Origin of the sequence: Chryseobacterium phocaeense, from assembly GCF_900169075.1 — a bacterium.
Lineage (GTDB): Bacteria > Bacteroidota > Bacteroidia > Flavobacteriales > Weeksellaceae > Chryseobacterium > Chryseobacterium phocaeense.
The window spans coordinates 1831903-1851520 of the sequence record NZ_LT827015.1; the positions used below are offsets into that span (position 1 = coordinate 1831903).

A 19618-nucleotide genomic window follows, 5' to 3' on the forward strand; every position below is an offset into this window, starting at 1 on the left:
AATAAACAGGAAAGTCTTTATTAAAGTTTAATTTTAGTTAAATTTTAAAGTATGAATCCCAGTGGAATAATTAAACCCACTAATGGGGTTAAATAATTTTTTCAAATTACGGAAAGCCATAATGTATGCATAAAAAAGCAGCGTATTTTTGATGTTACTAAAATAAATATTATGGAAAATTTTGATGAAACAGATCTTTTAAAAAAAGATTATGTGTTTACCACTACAAAAAAGGATGATCCTGATTATGTTGCCATACGTGATCGTGAAAGGGTAAACAAAAAAGAAGGTTATGAAGTTGTCGACTTTTGTAATGCTTATATTGAGAATAATAAAGTGCCAAAAACAAAGGAAAGCTTTCAGAGGGTTGAAAAGCTCATCAGGCTTCCGGAAGCCAGCCACATCGTGATGAGAGAGAAGCTTAATGATTTTGTTTCAGAAAACTGGAATAAAAAGCTGGATTAAAATTTCCTAACCAATCAAAAAAAGCCATTTCACAAATTGTAAAATGGCTTATCTATTTAAAAGAGGCTGAAAGAACATATCAGCCTTGTTCATTGTCTGATTTTATTTCACAAAAGAATTATAGGAATTCAATACAGATTCATAAGCAGAATCGATCTGCTGGATATCTGAGTCTGAGATTTTTCCTGTTCCTTTGGAATCACGGATCACCTTTCTGTAGGTATCCAGGAATCCGGAAGCTGTTTTATTAAAGCTTTCAAACTGTGATTTCTTGTAAGCATACTGAGGATCTTTCACATTAAATTCCAGTTTTGAATTTGATTCCACTGCTTTCGCCAGTTCATCATATTTTTTCTGAACTTCTGCTTCATTGAACGTTCCGGCGTATTGTTTATCCAGTACATCCAGATTGGAATCGAGCGAGTTCATCACCCCTTTGGAAGAAATAATATATTCTTTCATAGGATGATCTTTCAGAATCACTTCTTCGGCTGCATCAGTGGCGGGTTTGATCTTTGCTACCACATTTTCTCCTGCGATGAATAAGGCTTTGGCTTCCGTTTCGATCTCTTTTGACAGGGTTTCTGCTTTGGCTCCTTTATCGTCTTTATAATCTTCAGACGTCATATAAGACTTCAGTTCTTCAAACTTTTTCTCTATGCTTTCCTTTTTAGCCTTATAGATATTAAAATCAGATTCTATTGCTGCTTTGTCTTTGTCAAAACCAGACGGCACTTCTTTGATCTTGCTGAATGAATAATCCATAGAGCTGATCACAATAGGCATGATCAGTACATCCTGCCCTTTTGCCTTCGTTAAGGCTGCATCAGCATATTTCATAATACTTTCTATATGTCTGGATGTGCTTTTGTAAGAATCTAAAAAATTGTTATTGAATTCAATGATTGCATTGGCATCGTTTGCTCCGCCGATATTCATCATGGATTTCCCTAGTTTGCTGACATCTTTTTTACAGCTGATTACACTGACTGACGTAAAAGTCAGGGCCATTGCAAGTACAATAATCTTTCTCATATTTTATAGTTTGTGGGTTTAGTTCGGTTTATATTTCATCAATATCAATGTCTTCATTGCTTATTTTTACTACATACTCGATCCCGTCGATCGCTTTTGAAATAATCTGGTTTCTCAGGATATTCGCCATATTTTCCCAGTAAGCTCTTCCATAAAAAGAATAATTCTGCGGAATCAGCTCTACTTCCACCGTCCTTACAAAACCCTCTTTAGGGCGGTTGCTGATCATGGTTCCTCTTCTTACCCTTACTTCTTTCAGCTCATCTTTCAGGATCATTCTGCAGAAATTTTTAACATCTTCCAGGGATATGATCTTGTCCCTTGTTGTCAGGGCATATTTATAAGCCTGAATACTGTCTGTTCCCTTTTGTTCCTCAGACCCTCCGATTGTTTCCGTAAGAAGTACCACCGTCTGCGATTTCAGCTGATTGGAAAGCTCTGTTCCCGGACGCATATGATTGGCAAGTGTGCAATGCGTTACCCAGAAAGAGGCGTAGGTATGATCCGTTTTTTCTACAGGTTCCATGATCACATAGTTTAGTTCCTGCCTGATATTTCTCTTGGCATTGTTTACTTTCTGAACCATCGTCTTCATTTTATCAGACATTTCGCTCAGGACGCCCTTCACATTATCCCTGTTTAAGAGTGAAAATGCAGCGATCTCATCTCTTGTCAGCTCCAGTACATTGGCGATCATATCGACCGCATTTCTATTGGTGAAACGCTCCATCCCTCCTTTTCTTACGGTGTAAAGACCTTTTTTAAGGTCATCCGCAGGCGTAAAAGGAATTTCAGTATATCTTCTTCCGTCACCGTCCTGAACCTCATCTACATACAGGAAATGTTCACCTTCATCCGTAACCAGAGGAATATTATTCCCCATAATATCAAGGCTGTATTCTGTTTTTTTCCAGCCTCTGTTGTAGATCGGGAAAGCATTTAACACAAAGGAGAAATTATCTAATATTTCAGCAGAAAATTGCGGTGGAAACTCAAAAGTAAGCCACAGATACCGCTTGTCACCAATCTGTTTTCTGATCTCTTCTTTTCCGTTAAGAAAATCAAGATTCTGAGGCAATTGTCCCGGCTCCGAAAACAGGCTGTTTGAAATTCCGGTGATCTCAATAAATTTATGACGGTAAATACTTTTGATATCTTCAATAACTTTATTCCTTATAGATTGCTCCCTGAACATCTGCTCGTAACCATCCTGCTGGTTATTGGTAAGATAGCTCAGTCCTTCCCTTACAAATAATGGGTTTCCATTGCTGGTTACCGTAATATATGGAAGAAGTTTATAAACGAAATCTATATGTTCAAAAGCAGGATTTGAACAGAATATACTTACATATTTAGGAAAATTCTCACTGGCGTATCTGCTGACATCCACTCCGATGGTCACTTTTCTGTAATCCTCAGGCTTTCCCTGGAATCTTGCCACAGGAATTTTATTCAGCCGGTCATCTACACTGTAACATGTATTCCCTACAAACATTACGGCCGTCTGTACTTTATTGATCCTTACATTCCCTACCGGAGTAAACGGGATATTAAGCTGTTTATCTGATTCTGACTTCACGGTAGAAGTCATCTGCTTGCGGAAGAAAAATTCCGTGTGTTCCAGCAGCACTTCCGAAGATTCATACGGTAACGTAAAAGCCACCGCATGGGCCGGAATCGGATGGGTATAAATAGACGGCGTCAGAAGTTTAGCCAGCTTTTCAAGAATACGGGCGTTCACTGTCTGAATCTCGTTATTGGCTTTAAAGACTTCCGTACTGAACGCATCTATCAGTAATTTTACAAAAGGGTCCAGAGACTGCGGGCTTTTCAGACCCCACACTTTGGTGGCATTCTGAAGCATTCTCGCTTTTACAGACTCTTTGGAATATATATTTTGATCTAAGTTCATAAATTTTTCTTGCGGTTAATTAGTCAATAGACATCGGACTTAAAAATAATTCTGTGGAAAAGCTGAAACGCTCCCCCGTTGCCTCCATTTTTGCATTGATGGCAATTCTTACTTTCTTTTTGATTTCTGTGTGTTCTTTGGTGTCGTAGCTGTGTTCTACAAACTGAATGTGAGCATCTACCTGTGCCTGTACGATCCGTGGTTCATATTCCTGAATCTGCCTTCTGAGGCTTTTGATGAAAACGCTTTCCCAAACGGCACTGGTCACTCCATTATCAAATTCCAGGTTCCAAACGTCGTTTCCGTAATTGTCATCATATCTGTTTTCGCCTTTTTTGGTAGTGATGAGCAGCATGATATTGTGGGCTATGCTTTCGCCCATATCGCATATATCAATGCTTCCCCCCTCTGTCATTAGTGTGGAAGGGGAAAAAGGCATTCTGTAATTTGGTGTATCCATAGTCAGCTTCTAATTTTTACTTCATGGTCTAGTTTACTTAAAACGGACTACCAAAATACACATTTTAATGAAATAAAAAGGAAAAATAGATTAAAAATATCGTACAAAATAAAGGCTCCCGGACAAATCCGGAAGCCTTAAAGTATGAAGCATACAGTTCAAATCTGCTATTGATCTGCAGTCTTTTTTCTGTTAATGAAATAATAAACAGGAAGTCCCAGCAACACCATTAAAAATCCGGGCCAGGTATATTGCTGCTTATAGATTAAAAGCAATACGCAAAATCCTGTTCCAATCAGGAGATAAATAATAGGCGTCACCGGATAAAGCCAGGTTTTGTATGGTCTTTCAAGCTCCGGTTTTTTAAACCTTAAATAAATAACCCCGAATACGGTAATCATATAAAACAGAACAATTACAAAAGAGATCATATCCAGTAAATTTCCGTACTGTCCGCTGAGACATAAAACCGAGGCCCAGATTCCCTGCATCCACAGCGCATTTTCGGGAACTTCATTTTTATTGTTTTTCTCAGCAGATTTAAAAAACATTCCATCTTTTGCCATCGTCTGAAACACCCTTGCCCCTGCCAGGATCAGTCCATTGTCACATCCGAAGGTAGAAACCATTACAAGTATGGCAATAATAATCGTCCCTGCACTTCCAAAAATATTCTGGGATGCCGCAACGGCTACCCTGTCATTAGCTGCAAAAGCAATACTGTCCCTGTCGAGGGCATTTAAATAAACAAAATTAACGGCTAAATACAGGATCATTACCGCAGAAGTTCCGTAGATCATCGATTTAACGATGTTTTTCTTTGGATTTTCCACTTCTCCTGATACAAAAGTTACACTCTCCCAAGCTACTGAACTGAAAACAGAACCGACCATGGCTGCTGCTATTCCACCCAGAAGCGTCATTCCCCCGATAGACTGCCAGCCTTCTTTAAGGAAATTTCCGCTAAGGTCTTTTTTAAGATTGTTAAAAGAGTCCATGCCAAGGCTAAAGTTTTCCGCCATATGTGAAACATCCACCAATATAAATCCTACCGCGATAAGACCTAATAAAGCTATAATTTTTGAACCTGTAAATACATTCTGAAGCAGCTTTCCACTCTGAACTCCTCTTGTATTGATATAGGTAAGCAAAAGAATCACTGCTATCGCAAGAATCTGTATCCATGTGATCTTAAATTCCCCGCTCTGGAAAAGAGGGGCTGCGTCATTTAACGACGGGATCAGATAAGCCGTAAACTTTCCGAAAGCCATGGCAACGGCCGCAATAGTTCCGGTCTGGATCACTGTAAACAGACCCCACCCATACAGAAACCCCATCCTTTTACCGAAAATCTCCTTCAGATAGGTATATTGTCCGCCAGCTTTCGGAAACAGTGCTGAAAGCTCTCCATAGCTGATTGCTGCAGCCACCGTCATTATTCCGGTAATAACCCATACGATGATGAGCCAGAATCCGGAACCTAAATTCCGCATCATATCGGCACTTACAATAAATATTCCACTTCCGATCATGGACCCCATTACCAGCATCACGGCGTCCCAAAGTTTCAGTTTTTTCTGCATAGTCAAGTATAGGCGTCAAATATAAACAAATCTCTCATTGATTTTTATATTTGTTTAAAATTTCCTGTATCACCTGTTTTTTATCAACCTTTTATCTAATTATTATTCAATTTTAATTAGTACTTTTGAAAAAAATATTAAAAATGAAATTCAAAACCATAGTAGTGGCAGCAGCCGTGAGTTTTTCAGCCCTGGCTTTTGCACAGGAGACCTCCCAGAAAAAATCAGGACCGCCGGCAGGAAATGCTATTGTAGGGGATACTTACGGAGCAGGTACCGCTTCTGAATCTAAAGCGATCAGTGTAGATAAACTTAGCAAGAAGCTTAAAAAAGAGAACAAAAAGATGGAAGGTGTGGCCGTTAAAGGAAAAGTAACCGATGTATGTGAGAAAAAAGGATGCTGGCTTACGATCCAGACCGAAGATAACTCCCAGTTTTTCGTAAAAATGAAGGATTATGCGTTTTTCGTTCCTACCGCTCTAAAAGGCAAAAATGTAGTATTAGAGGGTACTGCGGAAAGAAAGGTAACTTCTGTTGACGAGCAAAAGCACTATGCGGAGGATGCTAAAAAACCTCAGGCTGAAATTGATGCCATTACTACACCTAAAGAAGAAATAAGATTTGTAGCTAACGGAATCAAGGTGGTGAACTAATAATTCCTTATGATAAAAAATAACGTCCTCAATTATTTTTGAGGACGTTTTTTATTGTCATATTATATCAGATCATTCCGATCCTGCAGATTTATTCCTTAATCTTCAATCGTAAATTCCACCGGAGCATCCAGTTTAGGATATTTGGTTGGAGCTACAAATTTCTTCCCGGTACAGTCTATCTCTATCCATCCTTTTCTCTTCTTCACATCTCCCACCTCCATTACAAAAGGGATAAAAGATATTTCATCCTTTCCTTCTTCCTTCATTTCGCGATATTGTACTGCTACATCCAGAATACATTCGTGATCGGTATTTAGTTTTACATTTCTGTAAATAATATCATAATGAGTTTCCTGGTTCTCGGGAATTTCAAGATACTTTTCCCAGCCTTCAATGTCTGAATTAAGTTCACTTATTGCTTTCAACGCATAATATAAAGCAACCGTATAATATTTCCGAGTTTCTTTTCTGGTATAATCATCAGCGAAATGTCCGCCTTCAAATAAAATAGTGGGCATTCCGGCCTTGATAAAGTTATCTCCTGTGGAAGTCGGGTAAAACTCATCGGAGTATCTTCCGATCTGATCAGGAATTAATTCTTTCAATTCATCATATATTCTTCCAATCACCGCCATACATTTTTTCCTGTTATCCGTTACTGTACGTTCCACATTTTCAGAAGGCGCCAGGAAAGATAAAGTAGCAGGATGTATACCGTCTGTAGTAAAAATGGTCCGTTGCTCATGGAGGTTCAGTGCATAATCATATTTTTTTGAAGCCGCTGCTTTTTTAAGAAATTTGATTTCTGTGCTGGCCTCATTATGAAAATCCCTGTTCAGGTCAATATCTGCAGCATTCAATCGGGTCCATCTTTCAGAGCCGTCAGGATTGAGCATAAAAATAAAATCCAGTGTGATTTTGCCGAAAAGATGCTCTTTCATTTCCGGAGCTTTATCTAAGGTCTGAAGCAAATCCAGCATCGCATGCGTAGCGTTGGATTCATTCCCGTGCATCTGTGACCATGCCAAAACATTAATGGTTCCAGTTCCGATGCTTAACTGATAAATAGGTTTATCCAGATATGATCTTCCTATCTCCCTAATGTAACCGCTGAGATTGCTCTGTAGGTAAGTAAATAATTTTTCAGGGGAAATATAGCGGTTTGAGAAATCAGGGTTGGGAGAATAGATCTGTTCAAATTTCATTACAAATAATTTACAAGAGTCAAATTTAATGATTTTTGAACAGAAAAAATAAATTAACATTTGTAATTTACATAAACAACACGATCTGTCATTTTGACTGTGGATAAAATTGTTAATTGAGAATAATGTAATTATAAATAATCAAATAATTGAAATTCAATTAATTATAAAATTCATCTTAACTACATTTGCAATATTACTTTAAGTGAAAAATAGCCTATCTATAAGCAAATACGTATAAAATAACTAAACAGGAATATTGTGGAAAACTCTATTCCATTATTCTGTTTACAGATGTTAATGGGCTATTTTGGCCTTATTCCCTTAAAATTTATCTATTTTCCGGCTAAAAACTTTGGCATATTTAACATATTAAAAATGTATAGTTGGAAAGACGACTAAGGACTCATTAAATAGATAATACCCTTACTATTAAGGTGTTATTCTGTTATTTACATATGTATATAGCCTATTTATGATAAATTACTCAGTTTTTCCTGATGATTGCTCAAAACATTAAACATTATTCAAATGATTGAAATTTACGTATTTAAAGGTATTCTTTTATGAATTTATGCATAATTTAAACAAGTATACTAGTGAATTGATCCAGAGCAAGAAATTAATAGAATATGTTATTTACAAAGTTAAATAACTATGCTGAATACAAAGTAAAGCTCATAAATACCTGTATATTAATGTACTTAAAACTATTTACATTTGTTTATTTACAAACATCGCATTTAATTACATTTGTAATTTGTTAATGTAAATCATTTTATTTACATTTGTAAAACAATCAATAACTTATTTTTATGAGTTTAAATGAGAGAATTTCCAAAGTTATAGAGCACTACCATCTCAGTCCTTCTGAATTTGCAGATGAGATCGATGTACAGCGTTCTTCTATTTCACACATCACTTCAGGAAGAAACAAACCTTCACTGGAATTTATTATCAAGATCAAATCCCGTTTTCCTGAAATCCTTTGGGACTGGCTGGTTACCGGGGAAGGTGAAATGCTGAAGTCAGAATTACCAAGTGCTGATTCTATCCCACAAGAAAAACCAGAGGATGAGAAAGTAAAACCTACTCCGCTTCCCGATCTTTTTACGATGATGAAAGATGATGAAGATTTTGGGACAGAAGATGAAATAGAGTTAGTTCAGGAGAGCCCGCGAGAATCATTTATACCGCCCCCATATAAGACTCAGGAAAATTTAGCAGATTCTCAGCGATTAGAAAATACCAGAAATCAGATTATAAGCCAAGCTATTGAAAATCAATCCAATAAAATAAAACGGATTGTTCTGTTTTATGAAAACGGAAAATTCGAGAGTTTTGAACCATAAAAAACCTGGCCAAGAAAATGGCCAGGATAAAAATATTTGAAGAAGAAAACTAAAGCTATTGCTTTATTAGTTTTGTAATTTTTGTATGTCCGCCTTCATTCTTAATTTTCAGTATATAATTTCCTTTCGGCAGATCTGAAACCTGATATTCATCCGAACCTTTCAATGTTCTTACCAGCTTACCGGAAGCATCCATGATTTCCACGGTGCTTATTTTTAATTTTTCAGGATTATTAATTCTGAAACTGTCTTTTGCCGGGTTAGGATATACCTGTACCCTGTTGTCATACTGCATTGTTTCCTGTGTTCCCAGTGTGGTGGATGTAAATGTAATCACAAACGGCATATCCACCGGAACATCCGGAGCTGCTGCAGGATTTCCGCCATCTATTATCGGCGCCCATGTTCCGGCAATGGCATCAAACTGTTTTGCATTAAAAGCAGGAAGTCCCCTGCTTCCGACGATCGTAATCGGTGGTAAAAAGCCAGCATTAGCCATCACTACATTTTGCAGCTGATACTTGATCCAATAGGTTCCGGGTCCCAGAGTTTTTGGCGTATTGGCTGTTACCTTCCATATTTTCCTGGTGGTCCCAGGAGCTACTGTAACAGGCACAGTAGTATTTCCGGTCCTGTACATCAGAGCATCGGCTCCTGCTGAAAATCTGTTGGTAGTATCATCACCAAATACACTTACAGCACCTGCTACCGAAGGATCAGAGCTGAATATATTGACTCTTACGGTATTAAAGGGAGCTGTAGTTCCTGCATAACCTGTCTGGTAGGCAAAAAAATCTATGGTTGTAATCTGCCAGGAACTTCCAGCCGGAATCGTAAAGTCATCAGCCAGAAAAAAGTTTGCTGTGGCGGAGCTTGACGTTCCTCCCAATCCCAAGCTGGTATTGGATTCTGTAGTATTTCCTGTATTATTCTGAAGTTCAGACCATGTGTATCCGGCAGGTGCAGCAGTACCGCCTTTAGAAGTAGCCCCAGTACTTAAACCTCCGTTAGCGTAGGTTTGTCCCATGGAAAAGTTAGCCGCTATCAAGCCGGCAACAAGTAGAATTTTTTTCATGTATTAGTTTTTTATGATTCAATCAAATGTAATAAATCATATTCAAATAAACAACAAAAAGTGAATAATTTTAATACATAATTAATTTATACGGAATTTTAACTAATTATTAAAAACACCGAGTTGATAGAATATGCTCCTATTTTCAACCTATATCAAACAAAAAAACCTGCAGGATTTCTGCAGGTTGATATTGGTATTTTACAATAAATTATTATTTCTTTCTTCGGTCCAGTTCTTTCTTAATCAGGCCCAATTCTCTGCCGGTTTGTCCGGCTACAGAAGTGTTTTCTCTGGCTCTTCTGGTAAGATACGGAACCACATCCTTTACAGGCCCGTACGGAAGATATTTAGCCACATTATAACCCTTATCTGACAAGTAGAAGGTAATATTATCACTCATCCCGTAAAGCTGTCCGAAATAGACATGTGGATTCCCATTTTCAAGAGATCTGGATTTCATTTTATCCATCACCAGCTCAGAAGAGATCTCGTTGTGGGTTCCAAAGAATGCAGAAACTTTATCCAGATGATTCATAACAAAATCAATCCCGGCATTATAGTTTTTATCAGATGCTTCTTTAGTCGGCTGAATTGGATCTGCATAGCCTTTTTCTGCTGCTCTTGCTCTTTCCTTCTCCATATAAGCTCCACGAACGATCTTGTAGCCTATAAAGTAATTTTTCTCTCTTGCTCTCTGAAGATGGGCTTCCATATATTCCAGTCTTCCGGTTCTGTACATCTGGATGGTATTCCAGACAATCGGTTTTTCCCGGTTGTATTTCTCCATCATTTCCTCACAAAGCTGGTCCGCTGCATCCTGCATCCATGTTTCTTCAGCATCTACCATCACTTTCTTATCATTTTCATGACAAAGGCTGCATACTTCGTCAAATCTTCTGACCACCCTTTCCCATTCTTCCTTTTGGCTTGATGTAAGTTCAGCTCCTTTTCCTACTGCTTCATAAAGATCGATTCTTCCAAAAGCAGTCGGCTTGAATACGATAAAAGGTATAGCAGGATTTCCAACAGAAAATCTGATAATATCTTTAATCTCCTTGCACACCGCATCAAAGGTTTCTTCATCTTCCTTGCCTTCAATGGAGTAATCGAAAATACTTCCCACGCCTCTTTTGAAAAGCTGTTTCACCACCTTCATACTTTCTTCACGGGTTTCGCCTCCGCAGAACTGCTCAAATAAAGTACTTTTTACAATTCCCGTAACGAACGGAAAATTATTGTGTACCGTAAAATTAAGGACAGAAGTTCCAAGGCTGGTAAGAGCAGGCTGTTCAATCATTTTAAACATCCAGTACGCCTTTCTCAATTGTGCATCAGACTTGTCTGCAAATGCTACTTTGGTATCGTTAAAAATGGGCATTCCTTTTATTAAATTTAGTTTTGCAAAGGTAAGAATAACCACAGTTTATTTAAAGAAATTTTTCTATAATTTACTTTCAATTCCATTCAAAAGCATGGCAATAATTCCCACAAACACCCAAAATCTTAATATATTGAGTGTGAAGAATTTACTTCTCCGGGAAGCATTCAGCAAAAGATAGATACATACAATAAACACAAAAAGCCCTCCCGTAAAATAATAGGCCATAAAACCTGATATTCCTGTTCTTGTAATCAGTTTCATGGAAACAGCCATTGTAATCACCAGCAGGGAAATGATGATGACCAAGGTATTTTTATGCTTAAAATAATTGGGAATGGTAGTATATCCAAATGCTTTATCTACGCTTTTCGTAAGCATGTCTTTCACAATATCGATGCATAAAAGAATCAGGAACAGAAAAATGGCCATGAGCATTACTTTTCTGGAAAAAGTTTCGTAATACACCATCATTCCGAAGAAAGGATATAAAGTAAGACTTACGAAAGTAAGATTATTGATGATCAGTATCCGGCTTAATTTATGGCTGTAAAACCACATAAAAAACTGGTAAACCAGGAAAAAAACAAAAACTTTGTGTGAAATCATCCACGCCACACCAAGAGAAATCACAGTGAGTGCCAGATAGGCATATAAAAAATACTTCTGCTTGATAAAGCTTTGGATCCTGGTCCGGAAAGGTTTTACCACATGATCCTTTTCAAGGTCATAAAACTGATTGATAATTCCTCCTGCCAAAATAGTGATTACCGTACAGAAAATAATGCCGTGTACTTTAAAGTCAAAAACAAATTTCCTGAACGTTTCATCCTGGTTAAACAGGAAGAACGTAGATACATACAGAGCAAAAGTGAGTAAAACTGCAACAAAGAACCTTGCACCAATCAGAAAGCCCACGAATTGTGAGAATCTGTAAAATAGAGATTTAGAGACATCATTTTTAGATTGGAAAGTTTCTTTTTCAGAATTCATTCCAGTCTGTTTAAAATCTGTAGATCACTTCTTTCTGGAAGCCTTCAAGCATTTTTTCCGCTTTCGCGTAATCTTTAGTGAAGCCCAGAATATATCCGCCACCGCCACTTCCGCAGAGTTTCAGATAATAGGCATTGGAATCGAGACCTTTTTTCCAGATGTTGAAAATACTTTCAGGAATCATCGGGCGAAAATGTTCATATGCCCAGTGTGAAAGCTTTTTCAGGTTTCTGAAGAAAGGATTCATGTCTTTTTTAAGGAAAGATTCTATGCATGCGTTGTTGTAACGGATGAACTCTTCTTTTAATGTTTTGCGGAAACCTTCCGTTTTCATTTTTTCGAAGAAAATCTGAATCATAGGTCCGGTTTCTCCGGTAATTCCACTGTCAATAAGAAAAATAGCTCCTTTTCCTTCCTCTCCTTCAGGGATAGAAACCCGGTCCAGGTTTTCTTTATTTTCGATAAGAATCGGCAGGTTCATATAGCAGATCAACGGATCCATCCCTGAACTTTTGCCATGGAAATAGCTTTCCATTTCACCGAAAACAGATTTTAATTTTTTCAGATTATCTTTTGAAATCTGTTCAGGATCCAGTTTGCGGATGGCATATCTTTCAAAAATAGCCGCTACCAGAGCTCCTGAACTTCCCACTCCATATCCCTGAGGAATATTGGAATCAAAGAAAAGTCCGGATTCAATATCGTTTTTAAAGCGGTTGATATCCAATTTAAAATCATCAGAAAGATCAAGCGCAGCAAGAAAATCAGAATATTTCTGCAGATGTCTGTTGGACTTAAGCTCAAATTCAGAGCTTAAATCTGAGAATTTAAGGGTTCCTTTATAGAAACTGTAAGGTACTACAAGCCCCTGGGAGTCTTCAATCATCCCATATTCTCCAAACAGAATTATTTTTGCATAAAACAGAGGGTTCGTCATTTTGACAATAAATCTTTTTACAAAGTTAAAATTATTCCGCTGAATATAAGCAAAACCCGAGCCGAATTCTTATTTTTTTACAGGAATAACCCTTTCACTTTTTTACTATATTATAAAGAACATAACTCATTTGACTTGGTACCAACAGAAAAGCCTGAAATAATCAGGCTTTTACTATTAAACAGACAAAAATATACTATTGTTTGATCAGTTTTTTATTGACTGTCTGTTTCTCTGTTTCTATTGTTACTACATAATTTCCTGCAAGCATGGATGAAATATTGATTTCCTGCTTGTTTTCTTTTAATGAAGAGGCAGACATGATAAGCCTTCCTGCTTCGTCATAAATTTTATAGGATTTTAACGCATCCTTAGACGAAATAACAATTATATTTTTAGCTGGATTAGGATACATACTCACCTGTCCTTCATTTTTAGTGACCTCATCAACTCCTAAAACATTACATGAGAACCCGGCTTTCCAGCCATTTCCTGTAACCCCCGGATCAGATACAAATCTTACAGTAATTGCTCCGGATGGATGGGTAGAAGTAAATGGTCCCGGAACTGTATTTCCGGTCAGGTTATTTCCGTTGGCAAATAATGGAGATGTTGTGGAAGGACCGTTGTACACATACATAAAGTCATAATCCTGCTCCAGGGCAAAATCCGTAAAAGTCATTGTAAGTGCTCCCGAAGACGGGTAGAATGTTTTGATCACCGTCTCATTATTTCCATATCCTGCAGTCTGGCCTCCGGTGTCTGTAAACAGCGCCCCGTCGCACCATGCCGCGTCTGTGAGGAATACCTGGGTTCTCTGATAGGCATTGGATCCTGAGCAGGTAGTTCCTACAGACAATTTATAATATGTTGCAGGCTGAAGGCTGCTAAAATTAATGGTGGTAGAGTTGGTATTTCCGGATTGCACCAAGGTTTCATCCATTTTGGTCAGTTTGTATTTCCAGGATGTAGAAACGGCATCTGTAAAGGCTGCATTGGCTGAAATCTGGGTAATATCCAAAATATTCATCTGGGTAATGGTCGTACTGCAGGCGGTAGTACAGTTGGTTCCCAAACAGGGTTTTGAATCTACCGTATTTCTGATCAATGCGGCAGGCTGCGGACCAAAACCATTATTAAAGCTGATCCCCACTCCTGCAACCAGATGACAGTAACTCATAATTGACCCTTTAACTGTAGAAGAAGGAATCGGGCCTGTACAGCCTTCGCTGTACCCTGCCTGTGCACCGCATCCGTCAATGGCCGTATTGTTCCCGTTCCACGCACATGCATGGGTGTGAGGAGATCCAAGGCTGTGCCCCATTTCATGCGTCATGGCCTGAATAGTCCAGGAGTATACCGGCACATTGGAATACGTCTGAGAAATACCTGAGTACGCATGTTTATAGGTTCCGCATAAAGAATTAATATAAGCAACACTTGTAGTAGACGGAGCATTGATCAGGTGTGCCAGGTCTCCGTTAAAGGTCTGCCTGTTATTTCTAAAATTGGAAAGATTGGCGTTAGGTGCTCCTGTATAAGGGTCCTGTGTGGTCCATATATAGATTTCATTCAGTGCCACCCTGATTTCATCATTGGTGTACAGTGCAGCAATATTGTTGTGAACCGCTGTCAGCCAGTTGGTGGTTGTAGTCGCGTCGGAATTGTTATTCTGGTAAGGCTTAAAGCATACTTCATAGTAGATTCGTACACAGTTTTCCGTCATGGCTTTTTTACCGGCTGCCGGATCGAATGAGATGTGTTTCTCCTGATTTTCTTTCAGCTCATCTACTCCGCATACAAAAGGATTGGCTCCGGTAAGCTTAGATTCTGAATAGCTTACAAAATCCTCTGCATTTTTTGCTTTTCCCAGCACCACATTCCCCAGTTCAGAAGTGGAAGCTATCCCTACAATATCATCATTAAAGAAACTGAAAGCAGCCACAGAAGTATTATCTCCTTTTACTATTCCGATATAATAAGCTCCCGGAGTGTAATTGACAATGTTACCCTTATTGGTTACCACTCTAAAATCATTTGTGAAAATCCGGTTTTTATAGAGCTCCACTGTAATTTGCTGATCCCCGTTGAAAGGGAAGCTTATTTCAAGGTATTCCGGTTTTTCTTTCACCAGCCTTTCCAGCTCGGCAGATTTTAAATTGATCACCGTAATATCGGTTGCAGCACGTTTGTATTGGGCAAGTTTGCCTGAAGATTTATTAACCTGAAACAGATCATACTTTTGAAAATCACTTTTCGCGGAATGAGATTCATAAATTTTTTGGGCAATGGGTCTCAGGTGTTGTGACATACCAAGGACAAAGCATTGCGCCAGACACAATAGTAGAATTTTCCTTATCATTTTTACAGTTAATTAGATCTGCAAATAAACAAAAAAAATCAATATTTAGTGACAAATAAATAGGATTTATATTTAATTAATGAGTAAATCACAATAAAAAATCAGCATACTAAAAATATCTGAATCCGGGATAATAAAAACAAAAAGAGAGCTGAATATGACAATCCAACTCCCTGTGTATTTTATTCCGTACTGTCCTGTTATTTTTTCACTGCACTATTCCCCACTCCCGTTGAAGAAATTTCAGCCTTTCCTGATTTTGTTGTAGATGCCTTATAGAAGACTTTATTATTAGTTCCTTCCAGCACAATACGCGAAACCTTATCGATAAAAACCGTATTTCCCGAACCGGATACTTCCAGCTTAGCAGCATAGCCGTTAATGGTAATTGTATTATTTACGCCGGCCACTTCTGCATTTCCGCCATCTGACGAATAGGTCTGCTTATGTCCCACGCCGTCCACCTCGATTTTCTTATCACTTTTGGTGCTTTTGCCATGAGTGCTGGTGGTTTTCACCGTTGTTTGTGCGTAGGTAACACTGATTCCCACGAAAAGAATACAAAGTGCCAGTGCTTTTTTCATAATTTTCATATTAATTTATTTTTTTGAATGTGATACAATTAAAATGCCAGCTACGTGGCTGACAGCTCCCACAAATATAAAACTTTGTTCATTGATCTGAACCTTAATTTGAAACACAATAATTTTCTTTCATCTCATTGTTCTTCAATAAAAAAGATGCCTTAAGTTTAAGACATCTCTTGTTATTTTACTAAAATCAAAGTGTTGTCTGATTTTACAGGGTATCTCTGCTTTTCAGCATATTTACTTTCAGAAAACGGATCAGGATAAGTCCCGCTGCAAAGAATATGGTCATAGAAAGTGCAGCGATACGCATATTATTGAAATGTTCAATCAATGTTGCAAAGATAAACGTCCCGATAATGATGGCTATTTTTTCCAATACGTCATAGAAACTGAAGTACGTGGTATTTTCCATGGAATCTTCCGGAAGAAGCTTGGAATATGTAGATCTTGACATCGCCTGAAGTCCGCCCATTACCAATCCAACTACCGCTGCTACTCCATAGAACTGGTATTCTACCGTAGGGTTTTCCTTATTAAGGAAATAGGCCCAAAGACATGCGACAATCCATAATACAATAGCTATGGAAATTACATTCTTGTTTCCTATCTTTCTGGATAACCTGGAGAAGATCACCGCCCCGATGATAGCCTCAATCTGAATCACCAGAAGCGTTCCTATCAGTTTATCCTGAGCCAGGTTGATCTCACTCTTTCCGAATAATGTGGCCATCAGGAAAATAGTCTGCATTCCGACGCTGTAAAAGAAGAAACTTGAAAGGAAGAATTTTAAGTTTTTATCCTTAAACAATACGCCTCCAACTTTAAACAGTTCATGAAAACTTTCTTTTGCAATATCTTTATAAAAGCTCATATTGTCTTTCAAAACCTCAAAGAAACCACCCTGCTCTTCATGTTTTTTAAAAATATTCTTATAATTCAACAGAACAAGGTCTTTCGGAAGCTTTTCCTTCACATCCCCGAACTGCGGCAGATGCTTGAACGTGTACTGGGAAAAACCGAACCACCATGCTCCTGTTAAAAGGAAGCTGATTCTTGTAAACAAAAGCTGCTGTGCCGCTCCTTTTGCAAAAACCTGGATCAGTACCAGACAAATGACAACCAATACCACAGAACCGATATATCCATATACGTACCCTTTGGCAGAAAGCGCATCCTGCTTGTCACGCGTGGCAATATCCGGCAGGAAGGAGTTATAAAACACCAGGCTTCCCCAGAAGCCTACACTCGCCGTAATACTGAATAAAAGGCCTAAAAATACGTTATGCATGCCTGTAAACATGGCCAGCCCCATACAGGAAGTGGCACCCAGGTAACAGAAAAACTGCAGGAATGATTTTTTATTTCCAATGGTATCCGCCAGCGAAGACAGGAACGGAGAAAGCAGCACTACAATAAAAAATGATATTGTAAGTGAATATCCGTACACCGCATCCGGCTGGTATTCTTTCCCGAAAATCTTTATCATATGCCTTACCGGAACGTCAATCCATGATTTTGTTTCCTCCACGTACTCCTTTTTCTCGTAAGCCGTGGTCAGTATGGAATAATAAATAGGGAAAATAGTAGAAGTAATCACCAGCGAATATACTGAGTTTGCCCAGTCGTATACGGCCCAGGCCTTCATAATCCGCGGATTATTCTTTATGTTTTGAGGTTGTTGATTCTCAATTTCAGACATTTCAAATAAATATTAGTAGCACAAAAATAAAAAAACCATTAAGAAATCGATAAGAATTTATAAAAATTATCGATTCCTTAATGGCAATATATTCTAAAGGTGAATATTACATATTTTCAATCACAATGGCAGAAGCCCCGCCACCGCCGTTACAGATCGCTGCAGCACCATATTTGGCGTTATTCTGCTTCAATACGTTGATTAGCGTAACGATGATTCTTGATCCTGAGCTTCCAAGCGGGTGCCCGATGGCTACGGCTCCTCCGTTTACATTTACTTTAGCCGCATCCAATCCTAATATCTTGTTGTTCGCAAGTCCTACTACAGAGAATGCTTCATTGAATTCGAAGAAATCGATATCAGAAACCTCCAGACCTGCTTTTTTAAGGGCAATCGGAAGGGCTTTAGCCGGTGCTGTTGTGAAGTTTTCAGGCTCCTGAGCTGCATCAGCATAAGAAACGATTCTCGCCAAAGGCTTAAGACCCAGCTCCTCCATTTTTTCTTTGGAAACAAGGATCAGAGCAGAAGCTCCGTCATTTAATGTAGAAGCATTGGCAGCGGTTACTGTGCCTTCTTCTTTTTTAAATACCGTAGGAAGTGTTGCAATTCTATCGAAATTTACTGCTTTGTATTCTTCATCTTCAGCAAAGATGACAGGATCTCCTTTTCTCTGAGGAATTTCCACAGGAACCACTTCTTCTGTAAATTTCCCTTCACTCCATGCCTTTGCAGACCTTTTGTAGGATTCTATTGCAAAATTATCCTGATCTTCTCTTGAAATGCTGTAGTCTACGGCACATTTCTCTGCACATACTCCCATATGTACTTTATTGTATACGTCGGTAAGACCATCCAGAACCATACCGTCCTGCATTTTAATATCGCCTAATTTCGTGGCTACTCTTGCATTATAGTAATGAGGAACCATAGACATATTTTCCATACCTCCGGCAACAATCACATCCGCATCACCTGCTTTAATAGCCTGTGCAGCCATCGTTACGGCTTTCATTCCGGAAGCGCATACTTTGTTTACCGTAGTAGAAGGTGTTTCAATAGACAGCCCTGCTCCCAAAGCCACCTGACGGGCCGGTGCCTGACCTTCTCCTGCCTGCAGAACATTTCCCATATAGATCTCCTGAACGTTTTTCGGATCAAGATTGATTTTATTTAATGCTCCTTTTACAGCAGCAGATCCCAGCTTCGTAGCCGGAACCGTTGAAAGGCTTCCCATAAAACTCCCGATAGGTGTTCTTACTGCGGAAACGATGAATACTTCTTTCATGTGTATTATATTTTACTTTTTAAACAAAATTTTCAGCCTTGCGGCCCTGATATACTTTTCTATTTTTTTACTTTAATGTTAATAAGCTCAAACTTGCTGTCTCCAATCTTGGAGTGCACTTTGATCATACTATTCTGGGTTTCCACAATTTTATATCAACATCAATAAAGCTGCTGATGCTATTTTTAAATGTTTCATATCTGCGTGCGTTTATTAACTTTTTTATTACCAGCCGCCACAATCATCAGGAAAGCCCCTAAAAATTCTACAATCCATCCCCATTTCAACTTTACAACGCCTGCAAAAGCTTCTCTCCAGGATTTAAACGGAAGAAAACTGAAATAGTCCAGAGACTGCATTTTAACGGCTACCAGCGTGAATGCAAATAACAGGACCAGCAGGATTCCGAAAAATCTCACTATTTTAGTATTGCTATTCACAATTCCAAAAACGGCACATGCCGAAAAAATCCAGCATGCAATGGCCAGATAGTGGTCCAGCTTCCAGTAGTTCCAGTTGCCGATAATGGGCACATGAACAAGAGGCAGAAAACTGCCTGCCACTACTAAAATCAATCCTAATAACTGAATATTTTTCATATTTACTAAAGTGCCAAAATACAAAAAAA

The 19618-nt window shown here is 38.4% G+C and carries 17 protein-coding genes; 3 read left to right on the forward strand and 14 right to left on the reverse strand.

What is annotated here, in order from left to right; genetic code table 11:
- The first annotated feature begins 171 nt into the window (after positions 1 to 171).
- Complete coding sequence (locus tag B7E04_RS15125; protein ID WP_080779376.1) at positions 172 to 465, forward strand: hypothetical protein; 294 nt, start codon at positions 172 to 174, stop codon at positions 463 to 465.
- Positions 466 to 567: 102 nt separating this feature from the next.
- On the opposite strand, the gene B7E04_RS15130 is transcribed toward B7E04_RS15125, so the two are convergent.
- From B7E04_RS15130 to B7E04_RS15145, 4 genes are all read right to left on the reverse strand, one after another.
- Entirely contained in the window at positions 568 to 1500 is a 933-nt protein-coding gene (locus tag B7E04_RS15130; protein ID WP_080779377.1) for a DUF3829 domain-containing protein, read from the reverse strand.
- Positions 1501 to 1528: 28 nt separating this feature from the next.
- Positions 1529 to 3412 carry a type VI secretion system baseplate subunit TssF gene (locus tag B7E04_RS15135; RefSeq protein WP_080779378.1) on the reverse strand — a complete coding sequence of 628 codons (1884 nt, stop codon included), beginning with the start codon at positions 3410 to 3412 and terminating at the stop codon, positions 1529 to 1531.
- A 19-nt stretch (positions 3413 to 3431) separates the two neighbouring features.
- Positions 3432 to 3872 carry a GPW/gp25 family protein gene (locus B7E04_RS15140; RefSeq protein ID WP_062647220.1) on the reverse strand — a complete coding sequence of 147 codons (441 nt, stop codon included), beginning with the start codon at positions 3870 to 3872 and terminating at the stop codon, positions 3432 to 3434.
- Positions 3873 to 4039: 167 nt separating this feature from the next.
- Positions 4040 to 5455 (reverse strand): APC family permease, encoded by a 1416-nt coding sequence (locus tag B7E04_RS15145; protein WP_080779379.1) that lies wholly within the window; start codon positions 5453 to 5455, stop codon positions 4040 to 4042.
- Positions 5456 to 5598: 143 nt separating this feature from the next.
- Here B7E04_RS15145 and B7E04_RS15150 point away from each other — a divergent pair, with 143 nt between their 5' ends.
- Positions 5599 to 6108, forward strand: coding sequence for a DUF4920 domain-containing protein (locus B7E04_RS15150; protein WP_080779380.1), 510 nt, complete (start codon positions 5599 to 5601; stop codon positions 6106 to 6108).
- Positions 6109 to 6206: 98 nt separating this feature from the next.
- Here B7E04_RS15150 and B7E04_RS15155 read toward each other — a convergent pair whose 3' ends face one another.
- Positions 6207 to 7316 (reverse strand): M14 family zinc carboxypeptidase, encoded by a 1110-nt coding sequence (locus tag B7E04_RS15155; protein WP_080779381.1) that lies wholly within the window; start codon positions 7314 to 7316, stop codon positions 6207 to 6209.
- An 815-nt stretch (positions 7317 to 8131) separates the two neighbouring features.
- On the opposite strand from B7E04_RS15155, the gene B7E04_RS15160 reads away from it, so the two are divergent.
- Positions 8132 to 8668, forward strand: a complete 537-nt coding sequence (locus B7E04_RS15160) for a helix-turn-helix transcriptional regulator (RefSeq protein ID WP_080779382.1) — start codon at positions 8132 to 8134, stop codon at positions 8666 to 8668.
- A 55-nt stretch (positions 8669 to 8723) separates the two neighbouring features.
- On the opposite strand, the gene B7E04_RS15165 is transcribed toward B7E04_RS15160, so the two are convergent.
- The 9 genes from B7E04_RS15165 to B7E04_RS15205 form a co-directional block, all read right to left on the reverse strand.
- Positions 8724 to 9743 (reverse strand): T9SS type A sorting domain-containing protein, encoded by a 1020-nt coding sequence (locus B7E04_RS15165; RefSeq protein WP_080779383.1) that lies wholly within the window; start codon positions 9741 to 9743, stop codon positions 8724 to 8726.
- A 214-nt stretch (positions 9744 to 9957) separates the two neighbouring features.
- On the reverse strand, positions 9958 to 11124 hold the full coding sequence (locus tag B7E04_RS15170; RefSeq protein WP_080779384.1) for a proline dehydrogenase family protein: 1167 nt from the start codon (positions 11122 to 11124) through the stop codon (positions 9958 to 9960).
- A gap of 63 nt (positions 11125 to 11187) precedes the next feature.
- Positions 11188 to 12117 carry a UbiA family prenyltransferase gene (locus tag B7E04_RS15175; RefSeq protein ID WP_080779385.1) on the reverse strand — a complete coding sequence of 310 codons (930 nt, stop codon included), beginning with the start codon at positions 12115 to 12117 and terminating at the stop codon, positions 11188 to 11190.
- 10 nt (positions 12118 to 12127) lie between these two features.
- On the reverse strand, positions 12128 to 13054 hold the full coding sequence (locus B7E04_RS15180) for a mevalonate kinase family protein (protein ID WP_080779386.1): 927 nt from the start codon (positions 13052 to 13054) through the stop codon (positions 12128 to 12130).
- A 196-nt stretch (positions 13055 to 13250) separates the two neighbouring features.
- Positions 13251 to 15416 (reverse strand): T9SS type A sorting domain-containing protein, encoded by a 2166-nt coding sequence (locus B7E04_RS15185; protein WP_080779387.1) that lies wholly within the window; start codon positions 15414 to 15416, stop codon positions 13251 to 13253.
- A 200-nt stretch (positions 15417 to 15616) separates the two neighbouring features.
- Positions 15617 to 16009: a DUF3060 domain-containing protein gene (locus tag B7E04_RS15190; protein WP_080779388.1), complete on the reverse strand. Its 393-nt coding sequence runs from the start codon at positions 16007 to 16009 to the stop codon at positions 15617 to 15619.
- Positions 16010 to 16214: 205 nt separating this feature from the next.
- The gene (locus B7E04_RS15195) at positions 16215 to 17705 is read right to left on the reverse strand and encodes an MFS transporter (protein WP_080779389.1); all 1491 of its coding nucleotides are present in this window, start codon (positions 17703 to 17705) and stop codon (positions 16215 to 16217) included.
- 106 nt (positions 17706 to 17811) lie between these two features.
- Entirely contained in the window at positions 17812 to 18990 is a 1179-nt protein-coding gene (locus B7E04_RS15200) for an acetyl-CoA C-acyltransferase (RefSeq protein ID WP_062647245.1), read from the reverse strand.
- 194 nt (positions 18991 to 19184) lie between these two features.
- A complete protein-coding gene (locus tag B7E04_RS15205; protein WP_080779390.1) occupies positions 19185 to 19589 on the reverse strand; it encodes a hypothetical protein in 405 nt (134 codons plus the stop codon).
- Positions 19590 to 19618: the final 29 nt, after the last annotated feature.

What these genes read in the sequence shown, in the direction of transcription:
- B7E04_RS15125 (WP_080779376.1), top strand. Translation starts at nt 172, where the DNA reads ATGGAAAATTTTGATGAAACAGATCTTTTAAAAAAAGATTATGTGTTT.
- B7E04_RS15130 (WP_080779377.1), bottom strand. Translation starts at nt 1,500, where the DNA reads ATGAGAAAGATTATTGTACTTGCAATGGCCCTGACTTTTACGTCAGTC.
- B7E04_RS15135 (WP_080779378.1), bottom strand. Translation starts at nt 3,412, where the DNA reads ATGAACTTAGATCAAAATATATATTCCAAAGAGTCTGTAAAAGCGAGA.
- B7E04_RS15140 (WP_062647220.1), bottom strand. Translation starts at nt 3,872, where the DNA reads ATGGATACACCAAATTACAGAATGCCTTTTTCCCCTTCCACACTAATG.
- B7E04_RS15145 (WP_080779379.1), bottom strand. Translation starts at nt 5,455, where the DNA reads ATGCAGAAAAAACTGAAACTTTGGGACGCCGTGATGCTGGTAATGGGG.
- B7E04_RS15150 (WP_080779380.1), top strand. Translation starts at nt 5,599, where the DNA reads ATGAAATTCAAAACCATAGTAGTGGCAGCAGCCGTGAGTTTTTCAGCC.
- B7E04_RS15155 (WP_080779381.1), bottom strand. Translation starts at nt 7,316, where the DNA reads ATGAAATTTGAACAGATCTATTCTCCCAACCCTGATTTCTCAAACCGC.
- B7E04_RS15160 (WP_080779382.1), top strand. Translation starts at nt 8,132, where the DNA reads ATGAGTTTAAATGAGAGAATTTCCAAAGTTATAGAGCACTACCATCTC.
- B7E04_RS15165 (WP_080779383.1), bottom strand. Translation starts at nt 9,743, where the DNA reads ATGAAAAAAATTCTACTTGTTGCCGGCTTGATAGCGGCTAACTTTTCC.
- B7E04_RS15170 (WP_080779384.1), bottom strand. Translation starts at nt 11,124, where the DNA reads ATGCCCATTTTTAACGATACCAAAGTAGCATTTGCAGACAAGTCTGAT.
- B7E04_RS15175 (WP_080779385.1), bottom strand. Translation starts at nt 12,117, where the DNA reads ATGAATTCTGAAAAAGAAACTTTCCAATCTAAAAATGATGTCTCTAAA.
- B7E04_RS15180 (WP_080779386.1), bottom strand. Translation starts at nt 13,054, where the DNA reads ATGACGAACCCTCTGTTTTATGCAAAAATAATTCTGTTTGGAGAATAT.
- B7E04_RS15185 (WP_080779387.1), bottom strand. Translation starts at nt 15,416, where the DNA reads ATGATAAGGAAAATTCTACTATTGTGTCTGGCGCAATGCTTTGTCCTT.
- B7E04_RS15190 (WP_080779388.1), bottom strand. Translation starts at nt 16,009, where the DNA reads ATGAAAATTATGAAAAAAGCACTGGCACTTTGTATTCTTTTCGTGGGA.
- B7E04_RS15195 (WP_080779389.1), bottom strand. Translation starts at nt 17,705, where the DNA reads ATGTCTGAAATTGAGAATCAACAACCTCAAAACATAAAGAATAATCCG.
- B7E04_RS15200 (WP_062647245.1), bottom strand. Translation starts at nt 18,990, where the DNA reads ATGAAAGAAGTATTCATCGTTTCCGCAGTAAGAACACCTATCGGGAGT.
- B7E04_RS15205 (WP_080779390.1), bottom strand. Translation starts at nt 19,589, where the DNA reads ATGAAAAATATTCAGTTATTAGGATTGATTTTAGTAGTGGCAGGCAGT.